We start from the raw sequence: 15156 nt of genomic DNA on the forward strand, positions 1-15156 counted from the left end.
GTATGGGGATCATGGGTGGGAGAGAAGAACTCGTCGAACTGCTGGGCCGGGCAGGCCTTGAGGTCGTGGGGGACTGGCGGACCGAGGAGGTGCTGCCGCCTCCGATCGCGTGGCGTCATGTCATCGCGCGGGATACAGCGCCGACCGTCACGGTCGCCGGGGACCGGCCGGACCTGATCGCCGAACTGAACGCCGAGTGGCACCGGTTGGCATCCGACGCGGGGATCCTCGATGGCGACGGTGTCTTCCTCATCGACTTTCCCGACAGCAGGAGTCCGGGGTGGGCCCGGGTCCGCCTCACCGACGGCTGGGATCTCGCCGGAGTGCTGGGAGCGCGGTCCGGGCAGCCGGAGTTCGTCACGCTGTCCCTGGACGGGGACGCCATGGTGGGCGCCACGACCGAGGAGTACGCGGTCCGGCTCGTCGCCCTCGACCGGATCAAGGCCCGACAGGAGGAGGCCGCGCGCGCCGCCGGTGCGGAGACACCGCAGGAGCGGGCGGCCGCCTGGGCGTCGCTGTTCGAAGGGCCGCAGCCCCCGGTGGAACTGCTCGAATCGTGGGCGAACGGACTCTCGCTCAACCCCGCCACCCCGAGGGAACTGCGGCCGGGGCTCGTGGGGCTGTCGTCCTACGCGATCTACGGCGCACTGCCGACGGAGACCGTGGACGCCCTCCTGGCCCACCCGGACTGGAACCTGCGGATGAGGGCGGTCGAGCAACAGCCGAACATCACGCCCGAGCAGTGGTCACGCGTGATACTCGGCGAACAGGACGAACGGCAGCGGTGGATCCTCGCCATGGTGGCCGCCGACCGCCGGGCCGAACTCCCCGAGGACACCTGCCGGGCGCTCGCCGCCGACCCGTCCGCGCGCGTCCGATCCGAGATCGCCCGGCTCACGTGCCTTCCCGCCGACCTGTCGGTCGCGCTGGCCGCCGACCCTGACGGCGGCGTGCGGTACGCGGCCTGCACGGAGTCCTGGCCGTACCTCGACCAACCGGCCCGGCAGGCGCTCCTGACCGACTCCCACGGCATCGCGCGGACCCGGGCACTGCTGCTGCACCACCGGGAGCACCCGATGCCCCTGTCGGTGTTCGAAACCCTGGACGCCAAGCGCGAAGCCCTGGAAACCTGCCTCCTGGAGCACGACCTCGCCGAACAGGTGGCACGGCACGGGGAATCGGCCGAACGCCTTTCCCTGGCCGGCAATCCGCGCCTCGCCCCGGACCTGATCGCACTCCTGGCCGAGGATCCGGACGACCACGTGCGATTCACGGTCTCGAAGCGGGCCGACCTCACCGAGGAACAACGGGCCGCCGTCCGCTACGACTTCGACCCGGACATCCACTATTTCCCGCTCGACTGGGTCGTCGCACTCCACGACGACCAGGCGGCCATGCGCCGCCTGGCCGCCTCCTCCCACCCCCTCGTCCGCAGAAACGTCGCCCGCGCCCGGCACCTCCCGCCGGACGTCGCCTCGCTTCTCGCGAACGACGAGGACCGGGTCGTCCAGCTCTTCCTCGCCGAGTCCTGCGACGACGCGCCCGCCGACATGCTCATGCGGGTGTGGCAGTGGTGGGACGGCAGCCTCACCGCCCCCGACCGCCCGCACGGGCACCCCAACTTCCCCCGCCACGACCTCCTGCGCTACGCCGACGACCCGAATCCACGGATGCGCCGACTGGCCCTCGACGACCCGCAGTCCACACCCGAGCTGGTCGAACGGCTCAGCCGGGACAGGAACGAAGAGGTGCGCTACCGGGCCGCCTGCGACCCGCGACTGTCTCCGGCCGCCGTGGCCTGGCTGCTGGAGGATCCGCACGAGTACATCCGCAGTGCGGCCGCCCGGCACTCCCGCATGCCGGCCGGGATCCTGGTCCGACTGCTGATGCAGGGTGGCGGCTCCGCGGAGACCGCCGCCCGGAACCCGGCGCTGCCCGTCGAGGTCATGCGGCAGATGGTCGAGTTGCTCAGCTCCTCCGCCACCGCAGCCGACTGACCCCGACGAACGTCACCAGAGCCGCCACGGTCCACAGGGCGTTCACGCAGAACTCGTCCCACAGTGACCCGGACCCGGGCACCGCGGCCCGCGCGAGATGCTTCCCGCCCCAGCCGACCGCCAGCGCCGCCACGCCGGCGGGCCAACGGTGCCGTACGCCCAGGGTCATTTCGTCGAACATGGCCCACACCGTCCCCATGGGGAGCGTGAGCGACACCGTCTTCCAGCCGAACGCGGTCGCACACGCCCCCACGGCCAGCAGGAACAACCACACGCGCAGGTTGGGCAGGAGCTCGGAGGGCTCGGGCGGCTCCGTCGGATGCCGCCGAAAGAACCGTCGGACACTTCGTACACCGTCGCCCATGTGCTCTCCCCCGTCGGCGTGCTTCGCGTCTACGGAGACACCTGGACGGGGGAGGACGGTTGTACGGCAGCTCTCGGTATTTGCGCCTCAGGGCTTGAGGCTGGCGATCCGCAGACTCGTCGAGGTCGGGGAGGTGCTGTTCAGCGGGCTCGCGTACGTCGGCGTGACCGGGGCGTACGCCCAGTTCAGTGTCCCGTCCTTCTGGACCGCGATGTCACCGCTGATCCGCGCCGACACCACCTTGTCCGCGCTCTGGAGCTTTCCGTTCCAGTCGATGAGACGCAGGTGCGTGCCCGTGAAGGTGCCGGTGCAGGTGCCGCTCGCGCACTTGGGGTTCTTCAGGGACTCCCAGGACACGAGGAGACGGTCCTTTCCGTACGGCGCCACGTGCACGTTGACGTGTTCGGTGCCGGGCGCGTTGGTGAGGTAAACCGCCTTGCCGGGACCGGAGTTGCGGTTCTTGAGGAAGGCGACGGCCACCTGGTGCGTGCCGGTCTTCGGCTTGACCGTCCAGCCGCGGCCGCTGGAGTCGTCCGGATTCTTCTTCGCGGACGCGGCACCCCGGGAGGCGAAGGCGGTTACGTAGCGGCCGGTGGAGGACTTCACCAGGTCGCCGGTGCGGCTCGGGAACGTGCCGCCGCAGTACCCCGCCCAGCACTGCTCGCGCTGCACGACCGGGGCCACGTCCGGGGCGCCGATGCCCGTCGACACGAACAGCCCCGAACGCCAGTCGTCGAAGCAGAGGGAGGTGAAGTTGCCGGTGCTCTCGGCGTGCAGGGCGATGCCCTCGTTGTGACTGCAGCCCCAGCCCCAACCGCCGCCGGGCTTCGCCCCCTTGGCGCTGACGTACGACAGCTTGTCGCCGAAGTGGCCGTCGGCGAAGCCGCCCGCGCCGTGCACGACGAAGTAGGCGCCGTACTTCGAGCCGTTCCAGGTGAGTTGGCCGTCGAGGGTGGGGGAGGTGTCGTGCGAGGCGGTGCCGGTGAGCTTGGTGGTCCAGGTCTTCCCGGCGCCGGTGTACCGGACGATCGCGGCCGCCGTCTCCTTCCACTTGTTGGTGTCGGCGACCCGGGTGAGCAGCGCGAAACCGTCGTTGTGCGCGACGAGGCCGCCGACCTCCTTCGCGCCCTTGACGACCGTGTCCGCGCCGGAGCGCTTCCCGGCGGACGTCAGCGGGGTGACATGGACGCCGTCCGAGGCGGGCCAGGCCACGCGCAGGGTGCCGTTCGGAGCCACCGCGGTCGCCGTCCGGGTCCACTCACGGGTGTTGTTGTAACCGGCGGACAGATAAGGGAACTTGGCGGCCAGCGTCACGGCCGTGGTCGTGGGTGCGAGCGCGGGTGCGGGTGCGGTGGCCGCACCGGCCGTCGCGTACCAGGCGCCGGCCAGCGCGGCGGCTGCGGCGAGCCCGGCGATGACGGGCTTACGGGCCGCGCGGACCCGGCGGTGACCGGCGCGAGGGGTGTCACGGGGGGCGTCGAGGCGGGCGTCGCCGTCGCGCGGCGTGCGTCTTGCGGAAGTCATGCCTCCAGGTCGCCGCGGGATGCGCGAAGGTTGCCGCCGACCTTGCCATGATCGACCACGCCCCCGAGAATCCCCGCATGACCTCCACCATCCGCCACGTGACCATCGACTGCGCCGACGCCTATGCGCTCGCCGACTTCTGGTCCAAGGTCCTCGGCCAACCACTTCACGAGGAGGACCGGCCGGGCGACGAGGAGGCACTGATCGAGGCCGCGGGCCTGCTCTTCGTCACCGTCCCGGAGACCAAGACCGTCAAGAACCGCCTCCACTTCGACCTCCAGCCGCAGGACCGCACCCGCGACGAGGAGGTCGCCCGCCTGCTCGCCCTGGGCGCCACGGTCCTCGACGACCAGCGCACGGGTGACGGCATGGGCTGGGTGGTGCTTGCCGACCCGGAGGGCAACGAGTTCTGCGTGGAGCGGAGTTCGGCGGAACGGGAGCGCTGAGATCAGCCGGGCACGTCCGCCCCGCGCAGCGTCCGCGTGAGCTGTTCGGCGTAGGCCACCGGGTGCTGGGCGGCGCCGAGGTGGCCGCCGGGGAACTCGACGAAGTCGCCGTGCAGGTCCTTGGCGAGCAATTCGGCTGTGCGGTACAGAAGTTGGCCGCGTGAGTCGGTGCCGGCGGTGAGGGTGAGCCGGGGTCCCGATGGTGTCGGCTCGGGGACGTACGCGGTGAACGTGCGCAGAACGTGGGCCAGGGAGACCGCCATGGGACTGGCCAACTCCTCCTCCCTGGAGAGGGGTTGGCCTTCCGGAAGCTCCCCGGCCGCCCGCTCCTCCAGCAGGGCGGTCATCCGCGCACCCGCCGCCGCGAGACCCCGGTCGCGGTAGACGTCGCAGACCTCCACGAACCCGGCCCGCTGTCGTGCCCCGTCCGGTAGCACGCTCACACACGGCGGTTCGTGCGCGACGACGTGCAGCAGCCGCGCCGGGTGCCGGGCGAGCAGGTCGAGAGCGGCGACACCGCCCGCGCTGATGCCATGGACGTACGCCGACCCGCCGTCCGGGAGCGTCGCGTCGAGCACGCGTCGCGCGCCGTCGCTCCAGTCCTCGGGCCGCTGGTCCTCGACGGGCAGACCGAGCCGGCCGTGGGCGAGGCCCAGGGGGTCGTAGGTGACGACGGTGAAGCGCCCGGCGAGTGCCTCCGTCACCGGGCCGAGACCCATGGGGTGACCGGCGCCGCCGGGGATCAGCAGCAGGAGGGGGCCGGTGCCGGTGACGTCGTAGTGCAGATACGGCTCAGTCATGGTCTCTCTCCTCGTGGGGCCTCATGGGGCCAGTTCTCAAGGGCGATGTGCAGGGCGTCGACGGCCCGGTCCCACGACTTGTGTACGTCGCGGGGCGCGCCGAAGCCGCCCGCCGACTCCAGGGCGCAGAAGCCGTGGAAGGTGGCGCGCAACAGGCGTACGGCGTCGGTGAGATCGGGTTCGGTGAGACCGTAGGCGCGGAGCATGCCGTACGTGATCTCGGCGGTGCGGTGGAAGGCGGGCGTGTCCGCGATCAGTGACTGGTCGATACGCATCTGGGTCGCCGCGTACCGCCCCGGCCGCTCCAGCGCGTACACACGGTAGGCGCCGGCGAACGCGGCCAGCGCGTCCTTCCCGGCCCGCCCCGCCACCGCGGCGGCGATCCGGTCGATCATCTCGCCGGCGGCGAGCAGGGCCACCCGGGTGCGCAGGTCCTGAAGGTTCCTGACGTGCGAGTAGAGGCTCGCGTCCTTCACACCGAAGCGCTTGGCGAGCGCGGCCAGCGTGACGTTCTCGAAGCCGATCTCGTCGGCGAGGTCGGCTGCGGCCCCGGTGAGATGGTCGGGAGTCAGACCTGCGCGGGGGCTCATGAGAGCAGCTTACCTAGGGATCCTAGGTTGTCGGCCACCGGTTTTCGGAGACTGAGAAGGGGGACGTCAACAGGTGCTCCCAGTCTGAGAGTTGACTCTCACGTTTCATGAGAGGACACTCTCACATCATGGATTCCGGTAACCGCTTCGGCGATGTGGAGATCACCGACCCCAGGGCCATGCGGGCGCTCGCGCATCCCGTACGGCTCGCGATCCTGGAGCGGCTCCAACGCCATGGGCCCGCCACCGCTTCGCAGTTGTCGCCGCATGTCGGTGCGACTCCCTCCGTGGCCAGCTGGCATCTGCGGCACCTGGCGGGGTTCGGGCTGGTACGGGACGCCGTGGAGGGCGGCACGGACCGGCGTGAGCGGCGGTGGGAGGCGGTGGCGCGGGGATTCCGGATCGCCGTGCCGGAGGACGAGGACGGCACCTCGGCCGCGCGGGCGCTGTCCTGGGAGATGTTCGCCCGGGCCGCGGAGCTTCCCGAGCGTTGGGCGACCGAGACCGAACCCGTCCTCGAACCGGCCTGGCGGCGCCTCTCCGGCCTCGCCAACACCCGGGTCGTGGTCACCGCCGAGGAACTCGCCGCGATCGAGGACGCGATCGAAGCCGCCATCGCGCCCTACGTCACGCGGGAGCAGCGGCCACCGGCCGGCCGGGGTGTACGGCTGCTGCGGTACATGCTGCCGGAGACGTCGGACGGCGCCGACGCATGACCTCCCTGTGGCGCGACCGGCGCTTCGTCCGGTACTGGGCCAGCAGCGCCGTCTCGCAGTTCGGGGACCGGGTCTCCGAGGTCGCCGTACCCCTTATTGCGGTCACCGTCCTGGACGCCTCCGCCGGTCAGGTGGCCGTGCTGACCGCGCTCGCCTGGGCGCCGAACCTGCTCGCGCTGGTGCTGGGGGCCTGGGTGGACGGGCGGGCCCGGAAGCGGCGGTTGCTGGTCGTCATGGATCTCGTGCGGGCGGGTGTGCTGCTGTCCCTGCCCGCCGCCCATCTGTGGGGGACCGTCACGCTCCGGCAGTTGTATGCGGTGGTGCTCGTCGGCGGACTCGCGGGAGTGACGGCCGGCTGTGCCTGGCAGCCGCTGTTCGCTCGGATCGTGCCGCGTTCGTCGTACGTCGACGCCAACAGCAAGTTCAGCACGGCCCGTTCGGCGTCTTTCGTGGCCGGACCCGCGGCCGGCGGCGGGCTGGTTCAGGTTCTGGGTGCGCCCGTCGCCGTCGTGGCGGACGCGCTGTCCTTTCTGGTGTCCGCTCTGCTGCTCGGCAGGGCGCCGGTCGACGAGCCTGCTCCCGCAGCCCGGTCCGGCGCCGCCGTGCCCGCATTGTTGCGGGATGCCCGGGACGGACTGTTCTTCGTCCTGCGGCACCCCGTGTTGCGGGCAAGCCTGGGCTGCTGCACCACCATCAACTTCTTCACCTTCCTGGCGGGCACCGGCATGGTCGTGCTCTTCGCCGACCGTGACCTCCAACTCTCCCCGGGTGTCATTGGGTTGACGCTCGGAGTCGGAGCGATCGGCTCCCTCGTCGGGGCGCTCACGGCACCGTGGCTGTCCCGACGCATCGGGTTGGGACGGTGCGTGGCCGTCGGAGCCGTGCTGTTCCCGGCGCCCTTCGCGCTGGCCGCGGTCGCCGGTGGGCCGGTATGGGCCGGTGCCGCGCTCCTGGGTGCGGCCTACTTCCTGGTGGGCCTCGGGGTGATGTGGTTCGACGTGCCCCTCAACTCCCTGCAGACCGCGGTCACTCCGGACGCCCTGCGCAGCCGCGTCACGGGCGCCTTCAGTACCGTCAACTACGGGATACGGCCCCTCGGCGCACTCGCCGGAGGTGTGCTCGCCACGACGGTCGGGCTCAGGGCGACCTTCGTGACGGTCGCCGTAGGTGGGGTGCTGTCGCTGCTGTGGCTGCTGCCTTCGCCGATACCGGGCATCCGCTCGCTGGACGACTCCGACATGCCCGCCGAACCCCAGCCTCGGAGTGCCCAGTTGAGCACCTTCGACAACCCCGTGTAGGCGGACTCCGCTCCTGGGAGCTGCGCGAACACGGATATCGGCTTGAGGGGTCCCACCCGTGGTTCTAAGGTTGCCGGGGCACCAGGGGAGGGGCATGGCGTTCGAGGCTCAGCGGGACGGGGAGGCAGTCAAGTCCCCTTCAGGAGACGTCCGTTCGGGACCGCTGTGGCGGCAACGCGACTTCGCCGTGTTCTGGGCCGCCCAGACCCTCTCCGTCCTCGGTGACTCCTTCGCCCTGATCGCCCTGCCCCTGCTGGTCCTGGAGACGACCGGATCCGTCGCGCGGATGGGTCTGTTGACGGGGGTGGGCGGGGCAGCCGCGGTCGTCGCGGCCGTGTTCGCCGGGGTGGTGGTGGACCGGGTCGACCGGCGGCGGCTGCTCATCGGCTGTGATCTCGTACGGATGGTGCTGTACGGCGTGATTCCGCTGGTGTGGCTGGCGGGGCCGCAGGTCTGGCTGCTGTACGCCGTCCTGCCGCTGTGCGAGGCCGTCGGCATGCTGTTCGCCGTCGGGTACGTCACCGTCGTACGGAGTCTCGTCGGCACTGCTCAACTCACCGAGGCGAACGGGCGGTTGAACGCCACCGCGGCCGCGGCCGGGGTGCTGGGACCGGTGTGCGCGGGAGTCGTGGCCGCCTGGACCGGGCCCGCCGCCGCAGTCGGTGTCGACGCGGCCAGCTTCGGGGTGTCGGCGCTGTGCACCTGGTTCGTGCGGTTCCGGTCCCGCCCCGTCGAGGCGGCCGGACGCACCGCCCTGTGGCGGGACTTGCGCACCGGAGTCGCTTTCCTGCGCGGACACCCCGTGCTGCGCTCGCTCACCGTGCTCCTGTTCGGGTTCAGCTTTCTCACCCTCGGCCTGAACGACCTGGTGATCTACCACCTCAAGCACGACCTCGGCCACGCCGACGGCACGGTCGGCACCGTCATGGCCGTCGGCGCGCTCGGCACCGTAGGCGGCGCACTCCTGGTGGCCCGGGTACGCCGACGGCTCGGGTTCGGCGCGGTCTGGACCGGCTCGGTCGCGATGTGCGGGCTGGCCTTCGCCGGGATCGGCTGGGCCCGGGGTGTCCCGGCCGTCGCGGTGCTGTGCGCGCTCTTCCTCGCCGGCGGCGCCATGGCGGGCACCTGCTCGATGTCCCTGCGCCAGGAGGTCACCCCCGAACCGCTCCTGGGCCGGGTCACCTCGGCGTTCTGGACCCTGCACTACGCAGCGGCCCCGATCGGCGCGGCCGTCCTGACCTGGGCGGCGGAGCGGCAGGGCACGGCCCCCGTCGCTCTGGCAGCGGGTGCGTGCTGCGTGCTGATCGCGACGGCCGCGCTGTTCACGCCCCTATGGCGGTCAGGCCGGGAGTGACCGCGCCCCCGCGCGCCTCACTGACTCCGGCGGCGCAGGATGCAGAACTCGTTGCCCTCGGGGTCCGCCAAAACCACCCATGACTGGTCGCCCTGGCCGATGTCGACACGCTGTGCGCCATGGGCGACCAGGCGGGCCACCTCGGCGTCCTGGTCGTCGGGCCGGAAGTCGAGGTGCAGGCGGCTCTTGGCCTTCTTGGTCTCCTCGATCCGGACGAAGTCAAGGCCCGGCATGCGGTCGGCCTCCGGGCGGATCTCGAACTCGTCGTCGGAGGTGTGGACGACGACCCACCCGAGAGCGTCGGCCCACCACTGCCCCAGCGCCGCCGGATCCTCCGAGTGGACGATTACCTGTTCCCATTCCAAGGTCATTCGCCGACCTTAGCTTTGACGGGTGCCGTACTCGGGGGATTAATCGATCGACGCTGCGGACACCGGGCTCACCCGTTGACGCCCGCGTAGTGCCGCAGGCTCCAGCGCCACAGCAGCCGTGAGCCCAGGTACGCCACCACGCCCAGCAGCGGTGAGGCCGCCGCCAGCCAGTACGGGACGCCGGTGTCATGGCCGTGGCCCGTCAGGACGGCCGCCGGGAAGTACGCGACGAACGCGAGGGGGAGGCCGTAGGTGAGGAGGCCGCCGACCGCCCTCGGGAGGACGTTCAGGGGGTAGCTGCCGAAGGTGCCGAGGAGTTCCTCCAGCCAGCGGCCCCAGTAGTCGGCGGCCGGGAAGCGCAGCGCCGCGCAGGCGACCGCGGTGAACAGGGCCGCCTCCAGGAGCATGCCGCCGATCAGGGCTGCGATCAGGTAGGAGATCCGGCCCGGCGTCCAGTCCAGCCGGCTTCGGCTCAGGGCGCCCACCATCAGGCCCACCGCGACCGTGAGGTCGCCGATCGCGTTGGTGGGGAAGAAGGCCAGCTGGAGTTGGCGGTGCACCGGCATCGGGCGGGTCAGGTAGATGTCGATCCTGCCCTCCTGGATCTGCCGGCCCGCGCCGTGCACCCGGCCGAGCACGAGCACGAACAGCCCGTGCGCGAGCATCCGCGTCGCCGGGATCAGCAGCACCTCCGAGCTGTCCCAGCCGCCCATCCCGGTGAACCGGGTCAGCAGCACCGTGGCGAACACGATCACCGACACCTGCCAGATCGCACCGATCGCGATCATCAGCAGGAACTCGGTGCGGTACTCCAGCTGGGCACGGAAGTTGAGCCGCGTGATGCGCCACGCGATCCGCATGCCGTTCAAGGCCTCAGCCTCCTTGGGAGATGACGCGGCGGGCGGCCCGCCGCCACAGGAAACGGGTGAACAGGGTGAGCGCCACGCCCCAGAACGCCTGGATCGCCAGCTGCCCACCGGCGTCGGAGAGCGGGATGCGCCCGATGTAGATCGACAGCGGCACGCTCAACGTCGCCTGGAACGGCAGGAATCCGCTCAGCGTGATGAACCAGTCGGGGAAGAACCACAGCGGCGCGTACACACCGGACAGCAGGTTCTGCGCGAAGATCAGGATGAGCATCGCCGCGTTGTTGCGGACCGTCCAGAAGCACAACTGGTCCAGCGTCAGCATCACGTGGTACAGGACCCACTGGCCCAGCAGCAGACTCAGTGCGAACACCCCCGCCACGGCAGGGGACCTGGGCGCGTCCACCACTCCGGCCGCGAGGCACACCAGGTATCCGCCGAGCGCCCAGGCGAATCCGTACAGCTGCTCGCCCAGCGCGCGCAGGGCGTGGTAGCGCTGGGGCGGCAGCGGGCGCAGGTACCAGTAGACGATCGTGCCGAAGTGCATGTGCTGCAGCACGGTGTCCCGGCCCGCGTACTGGTCCAACTCCCGTAGGCGGGAGGCGAGTACGGCGAGCACCGCATAGGTGACGGCCTGGCCCTCGGCGAGGCCCGCGGTGGTGCCGGTGTGCGCGTACAGGCCGTGCCACAGGGACGCCACCAGGATCACCTGGACGATGAGCCGGATCAGGACGGCCGTCATCCGGGGCGGTGCGTGCAGTTCGCCGAGCGGCGTGACGCGCGCGGCGCGCCAGGCGTGCAGGACGGCCATCTCAGACCGTCTCGGCGTGGACGTAGGCCGCCCGCATGACGTCTTCCAGGTCGGCCTCGTCGATGGCGACGCCCGTCACCTCGTACCGCTCGATGACCGCCTTCAGAGCCTGGTGCACGGTGGGGGAGCCCGGCCCGTCGGGGCTCTCGGGGCCGAACACGACCTGCGGGCCCTCCTTGCTCAGCACCGCGATCCCCGGCAGCGGGACGACCTCGGCGTGTGCGTCGGCCAGGGTCGCGCGGACCTGCCAGGTGGAGCCGAACCTGCGGCGGATCTCGTCCAGGCTGCCGTCGAGGACGAGCCTGCCGTGGTTGATGAGCACGAGCCGCTCGGCGAGCCGCTCGACCTCCGTCATGTCGTGGGTGGTCAGCAGTACGGTCCGGCCGCGCTCCTCGACCTGGTGGCGCAGGAACTCCCGGACCTGCTCCTTGACCACGACGTCCATGCCGATGGTGGGCTCGTCGAGGAAGACGACCGGCGGGTCGTGCAGCAGCGCGGCGGCCAGGTCGCAGCGCACGCGCTGGCCCAGGGAGAGATGGCGGACCCGGGTGTCCCAGAACGTGGAGAGTTCCAGGATGTCGTCGAACTCCTGCAGCCGCCTGGCGTGTTCGGCCTTCGGTACCTCGTAGATGTCTCTGAGGATCGAGAACGACTCGCGCACCGGCAGGTCCCACCACAGCTGGGTGCGCTGTCCGAACACCGCGCCGATGTTACGGGCGTTGCGTTCGCGTTCCTCGTACGGCACCACACCCGCCACCCGGGCCTCGCCTGAGGTGGGCGTGAGGATGCCGGTGAGCATCTTGATGGTGGTGGACTTGCCGGCGCCGTTCGGGCCGAGCAGGGCGAGGAGTTCGCCGGGCGCCACGTCGAAGGTGATGTCGGATACGGCGTGCTTGGCGACCCGCTCCGGGTTGACCAGGGAGCGCAGGGTGCCGGCGAGGCCGGGACGACGGACGGTGGTGTGGAAGGTACGCGAGAGACCGCGCACCTCGATACTTCCCCTCACGGTGTGAACTCCCTTGCTCTGAACACAAGTTGCGGCCGGTCGGCTGAGAAGCCGACCGGCCGCGGGCACACCATGACCGTTGCAGAATTCCGATCACACTGGCAATGGATTAATCCACCTGTGAATTGGACTAATCGATCACCGAGAACACGAAGGAGAACTCCGCCGGCTCGGCGCGCAGCTGGTACTGCGGCAGCGGGCCGGGACCGCAGGACTGCGAGCCGACTCCGTGGTGGCCGTGGTCGAGGTTGACCCACACCGTGTCACCGGCTCGGAGATCCGTCAGATGCGCCGCCACGTCCAGCTGCTCGGTCGTCCAGCGCCGGGCACTGAAGGAGAACTCCGGGTCGCCCTCGATCCGCAGGCCACCGAGCTCCACCCAGCGGACGTCGGCGCGGGCGCCGTTCTCCTGCGGGCGCAGATACGGCGTCTGCAGCCCGTCCACGGTCGAGTCCCAGCGCCCCACCATGGAGGCCCGCCGGGTGTCCGGGTAGGCCTCGCCGGGACCGCCGCCGAACCACCTCACCTGGTCGGCCTCGGACAGTCCGAGGCGGACGCCCAGCCGGGGCAGGGGCTGCGTCCACTCGCCCTCGGGGCTCACCGACACCGTCATGCGCAGCTTCGTGCCGTCCGAGGTCCAGCGGTAGACGGTGGCGAGACCCACCTCGCGGGCGGCGGGCGCCACCCGGGTCCGGACGGTCAGGGCGTCCTCGCCGAGCTCCACCGAGTCCAGCCGGTGCTGCATCCGGTGCAGGCCGAGGTTCCGCCACAGCTTGCTGTAGCAGATGCCGCCGTTCCACTCACCCTCGTCGTTGTCGGTCGTCGCCCGCCACACGTCCAGTCGCGGGCTCTCGACGGCCACCCCGCCGATCGTCCGCAGCGCGCCAGTACGGGCGTCGAACGACGCCGGGCCGAGGGTGATCAGCTGCTCGCCGCGCACAGGCCGGCCGGTGGGCGCGACGGAAGGCCGTACCCCGGAGGAAGCCGGGAACTGGCCCCACGCGACGAGGTGGTCCTTCGGGGCCCACACGGTGTCGGCGGCGAGCAGCGCCCGCACCGTCCACTGCGCCTCCGCGCCCTCGTGCGCGGGCGGCTCCGGCAGCTTCAGGTCCGCCGACTCACCGGGCGCCAGCGAGGGCACCGACAGCGTGCCGGCCTCGACGGTCTCGCCGTCCACCTGGTACGACCACTCGAAGGCGAGCGCGGACAGGTCCGCGAAGTCGTACTTGTTGGTGATCCGCACGGAGCCGTCGGCGCCCTCGATGCGGACCGGCTCGATGACCTTCTTGTACTCGACGAGCCCGGGGGAGGGCGTGCGGTCCGGGAAGATCAGGCCGTCGCAGACGAAGTTGCCGTCGTGCAGCTCCTCGCCGAAGTCGCCGCCGTAGGCGTAGCCCAGCTCGGGGTGGGTGACGCCGTGGTCGATCCACTCCCAGATGAAGCCGCCCTGGAGACGGTCGTACTTCTCGAAGATGTCCTGGTAGTCGCCGATGCCGCCGGGGCCGTTGCCCATGGCGTGGCCGTACTCGCACTGGATGAACGGCAGCTCGCGGCGGACCAGCGGGCCGCCGTCGAGGCGCTTGCCGATCTGCTCGACCTCGGCGTGGTCGGCGTACATCCGCGAGTACACGTCGGTGTCCCGGCAGTTCCAGTCGCCCTCGTAGTGCACCAGGCGGGAGGAGTCGCGGCCGTGGATCCACTCGGCCATCGCGGTCAGACCGCGGCCGGTACCCGCCTCGTTGCCCAGCGACCAGAAGACGATCGAGGGGTGGTTCTTGTCGCGCTCGACCATGCGGGCCGCGCGGTCCAGCAGGGCCGGGGTCCAGCGGTCGTCGTCGACGGGGTTGTCCCGCCAGCCCTGCTCGACGAATCCGTGGGTCTCCAGGTCGCACTCGTCGATGACCCACAGGCCGTACTCGTCGCACAGGTCCAGGAAGGCCGGGTGCGGTGGGTAGTGCGAGGTGCGCACCGCGTTGAGGTTGTGCCGCTTCATCAGCAGCACGTCCTCGCGCATGGTCTCCACGTCGAGGGTGCGGCCCTTCGTGGGGTGCCACTCGTGCCGGTTGACGCCCTTGAACAGGATCGCCTGGCCGTTGACCTTGATCAGGCCGTCTTCCAGGACGACGGTACGGAAGCCGATGCGCAGCGGGACCCGCTCGCCCTCCGTGACCAGCTCGCCGTCGTACAGCCGGGGGCTCTCGGCGCTCCACGGCACCACCGGTGCGGTCACCGGCTCCCCGGTCGCGACATCGATGTCCAGAGCGAGCACGAGCACCCGCCCGTCCACGTCGGAGTCGACGCGCAGGGTGCCCTCGCCCGTGACGTGGTCGTAGGAGGCGTGCACGAAGAAGTCCAGGGCAGCGCCCGCCGGGCGGTGCAGCAGGGTCACCTCACGGAAGATGCCCGGCAGCCACCACTGGTCCTGGTCCTCCAGATAGGAGCCCGCCGACCACTGGTGCACGCGCACCGCCAGGACGTTGTCCTTCGGCTTCAGAAGATGCCCGACGGCGAACTCGTGCGCCAGACGGGAGCCCTTGAACTCGCCGATGTCCGTGCCGTTCAGCCAGACCCGGGCACAGGACTCGACGCCGTCGAAGCGGATGACGGCGCCACCGTCCGAGGGCCAGTCCTCGGGGAGGTCGAAGACCCTGAGGTGGTCGCCGGTCGGGTTCTCCGTCGGGACGTGCGGCGGGTCCACCGGGAACGGGTACAGGTGGTTGGTGTAGATCGGCAGCCCGAAGGCCCCGTCGCCCTGGAGGACCCAGTGGCCGGGGACCGAGACCTCCGCCCAGCCCTCGGCGTCGTATCCCTCCTCGGCGAAGGAGTCGTCCTCGGCGTCGGCGGTCGCCGACAGCCGGAAGCGCCAGTCACCGTCGAGGGACAGGGCCTTCGCGTCCGAGGACGCGTACCAGGCGCGGGGCGGGAGCGCCCCGCTGCCGGGTGAGACGTCCTCGACGTACTCGACGGCCGGGGTGGTGCGGAAAGACATCGGTCTCCAGGTCTCGCGAGAGAG

14 protein-coding genes are annotated in these 15156 nt (G+C 70.9%); 5 read left to right on the plus strand and 9 right to left on the minus strand.

Translation table 11 applies throughout. From position 1 onward, the window contains the following. The first annotated feature begins 11 nt into the window (after nucleotides 1-11). Nucleotides 12-1997 carry a HEAT repeat domain-containing protein gene (locus tag OHT57_RS38205; protein WP_328751353.1) on the plus strand — a complete coding sequence of 662 codons (1986 nt, stop codon included), beginning with the start codon at nucleotides 12-14 and terminating at the stop codon, nucleotides 1995-1997. Here OHT57_RS38205 and OHT57_RS38210 read toward each other — a convergent pair. Together OHT57_RS38210 and OHT57_RS38215 are read right to left on the minus strand one after the other, a co-directional pair. Next, a complete protein-coding gene (locus OHT57_RS38210) occupies nucleotides 1969-2361 on the minus strand; it encodes a hypothetical protein (protein ID WP_328751354.1) in 393 nt (130 codons plus the stop codon). The genes OHT57_RS38205 and OHT57_RS38210 overlap by 29 nt on opposite strands. An 87-nt stretch (nucleotides 2362-2448) precedes the next feature. Further along, entirely contained in the window at nucleotides 2449-3885 is a 1437-nt protein-coding gene (locus OHT57_RS38215) for a hypothetical protein (protein WP_328751355.1), read from the minus strand. A gap of 77 nt (nucleotides 3886-3962) precedes the next feature. Between OHT57_RS38215 and OHT57_RS38220 the strand changes: the two genes are divergently transcribed. Next, nucleotides 3963-4331 carry a VOC family protein gene (locus OHT57_RS38220; RefSeq protein WP_328751356.1) on the plus strand — a complete coding sequence of 123 codons (369 nt, stop codon included), beginning with the start codon at nucleotides 3963-3965 and terminating at the stop codon, nucleotides 4329-4331. A 2-nt stretch (nucleotides 4332-4333) separates the two neighbouring features. On the opposite strand, the gene OHT57_RS38225 is transcribed toward OHT57_RS38220, so the two are convergent. Then, nucleotides 4334-5131 carry an alpha/beta fold hydrolase gene (locus OHT57_RS38225; RefSeq protein WP_328751357.1) on the minus strand — a complete coding sequence of 266 codons (798 nt, stop codon included), beginning with the start codon at nucleotides 5129-5131 and terminating at the stop codon, nucleotides 4334-4336. Beyond that, nucleotides 5128-5721 carry a TetR/AcrR family transcriptional regulator gene (locus OHT57_RS38230; protein WP_328751358.1) on the minus strand — a complete coding sequence of 198 codons (594 nt, stop codon included), beginning with the start codon at nucleotides 5719-5721 and terminating at the stop codon, nucleotides 5128-5130. Before OHT57_RS38230 ends, OHT57_RS38225 begins: the two co-directional genes overlap by 4 nt. Before the next feature lie 128 nt (nucleotides 5722-5849). On the opposite strand from OHT57_RS38230, the gene OHT57_RS38235 reads away from it, so the two are divergent. From OHT57_RS38235 to OHT57_RS38245, 3 genes are all read left to right on the plus strand, one after another. Next, nucleotides 5850-6437, plus strand: coding sequence for an ArsR/SmtB family transcription factor (locus OHT57_RS38235; protein WP_328751359.1), 588 nt, complete (start codon nucleotides 5850-5852; stop codon nucleotides 6435-6437). Continuing rightward, a complete protein-coding gene (locus OHT57_RS38240) occupies nucleotides 6434-7735 on the plus strand; it encodes an MFS transporter (protein ID WP_328751360.1) in 1302 nt (433 codons plus the stop codon). Before OHT57_RS38235 ends, OHT57_RS38240 begins: the two co-directional genes overlap by 4 nt. Before the next feature lie 94 nt (nucleotides 7736-7829). Then, nucleotides 7830-9089, plus strand: coding sequence for an MFS transporter (locus OHT57_RS38245; RefSeq protein ID WP_328751361.1), 1260 nt, complete (start codon nucleotides 7830-7832; stop codon nucleotides 9087-9089). 17 nt (nucleotides 9090-9106) lie between these two features. Here OHT57_RS38245 and OHT57_RS38250 read toward each other — a convergent pair whose 3' ends face one another. From OHT57_RS38250 to OHT57_RS38270, 5 genes are all read right to left on the minus strand, one after another. After that, nucleotides 9107-9460 (minus strand): VOC family protein, encoded by a 354-nt coding sequence (locus OHT57_RS38250; protein WP_328751362.1) that lies wholly within the window; start codon nucleotides 9458-9460, stop codon nucleotides 9107-9109. 68 nt (nucleotides 9461-9528) lie between these two features. Further along, nucleotides 9529-10329 (minus strand): ABC transporter permease, encoded by an 801-nt coding sequence (locus OHT57_RS38255; protein WP_328751363.1) that lies wholly within the window; start codon nucleotides 10327-10329, stop codon nucleotides 9529-9531. A gap of 4 nt (nucleotides 10330-10333) precedes the next feature. Further along, the gene (locus tag OHT57_RS38260) at nucleotides 10334-11137 is read right to left on the minus strand and encodes an ABC transporter permease (protein WP_328751364.1); all 804 of its coding nucleotides are present in this window, start codon (nucleotides 11135-11137) and stop codon (nucleotides 10334-10336) included. 1 nt (nucleotide 11138) lies between these two features. Further along, nucleotides 11139-12143: an ABC transporter ATP-binding protein gene (locus OHT57_RS38265; protein ID WP_328751365.1), complete on the minus strand. Its 1005-nt coding sequence runs from the start codon at nucleotides 12141-12143 to the stop codon at nucleotides 11139-11141. Between the two features lie 130 nt (nucleotides 12144-12273). Further along, nucleotides 12274-15132, minus strand: a complete 2859-nt coding sequence (locus OHT57_RS38270; protein ID WP_328751366.1) for a glycoside hydrolase family 2 TIM barrel-domain containing protein — start codon at nucleotides 15130-15132, stop codon at nucleotides 12274-12276. Between the last annotated feature and the right edge of the window lie 24 nt (nucleotides 15133-15156).

The organism is Streptomyces sp. NBC_00285 (assembly GCF_036174265.1).
Taxonomy (GTDB): domain Bacteria; phylum Actinomycetota; class Actinomycetes; order Streptomycetales; family Streptomycetaceae; genus Streptomyces.

Excerpts from the sequence above, each read along its gene's own strand:
- OHT57_RS38205 (WP_328751353.1), top strand. The coding sequence starts at position 12 with ATGGGTGGGAGAGAAGAACTCGTCGAACTGCTGGGCCGGGCAGGCCTT.
- OHT57_RS38215 (WP_328751355.1), bottom strand. The coding sequence starts at position 3,885 with ATGACTTCCGCAAGACGCACGCCGCGCGACGGCGACGCCCGCCTCGAC.
- OHT57_RS38230 (WP_328751358.1), bottom strand. The coding sequence starts at position 5,721 with ATGAGCCCCCGCGCAGGTCTGACTCCCGACCATCTCACCGGGGCCGCA.
- OHT57_RS38235 (WP_328751359.1), top strand. The coding sequence starts at position 5,850 with ATGGATTCCGGTAACCGCTTCGGCGATGTGGAGATCACCGACCCCAGG.
- OHT57_RS38245 (WP_328751361.1), top strand. The coding sequence starts at position 7,830 with ATGGCGTTCGAGGCTCAGCGGGACGGGGAGGCAGTCAAGTCCCCTTCA.
- OHT57_RS38210 (WP_328751354.1), bottom strand. The coding sequence starts at position 2,361 with ATGGGCGACGGTGTACGAAGTGTCCGACGGTTCTTTCGGCGGCATCCG.
- OHT57_RS38240 (WP_328751360.1), top strand. The coding sequence starts at position 6,434 with ATGACCTCCCTGTGGCGCGACCGGCGCTTCGTCCGGTACTGGGCCAGC.
- OHT57_RS38225 (WP_328751357.1), bottom strand. The coding sequence starts at position 5,131 with ATGACTGAGCCGTATCTGCACTACGACGTCACCGGCACCGGCCCCCTC.
- OHT57_RS38220 (WP_328751356.1), top strand. The coding sequence starts at position 3,963 with ATGACCTCCACCATCCGCCACGTGACCATCGACTGCGCCGACGCCTAT.
- OHT57_RS38270 (WP_328751366.1), bottom strand. The coding sequence starts at position 15,132 with ATGTCTTTCCGCACCACCCCGGCCGTCGAGTACGTCGAGGACGTCTCA.
- OHT57_RS38250 (WP_328751362.1), bottom strand. The coding sequence starts at position 9,460 with ATGACCTTGGAATGGGAACAGGTAATCGTCCACTCGGAGGATCCGGCG.
- OHT57_RS38260 (WP_328751364.1), bottom strand. The coding sequence starts at position 11,137 with ATGGCCGTCCTGCACGCCTGGCGCGCCGCGCGCGTCACGCCGCTCGGC.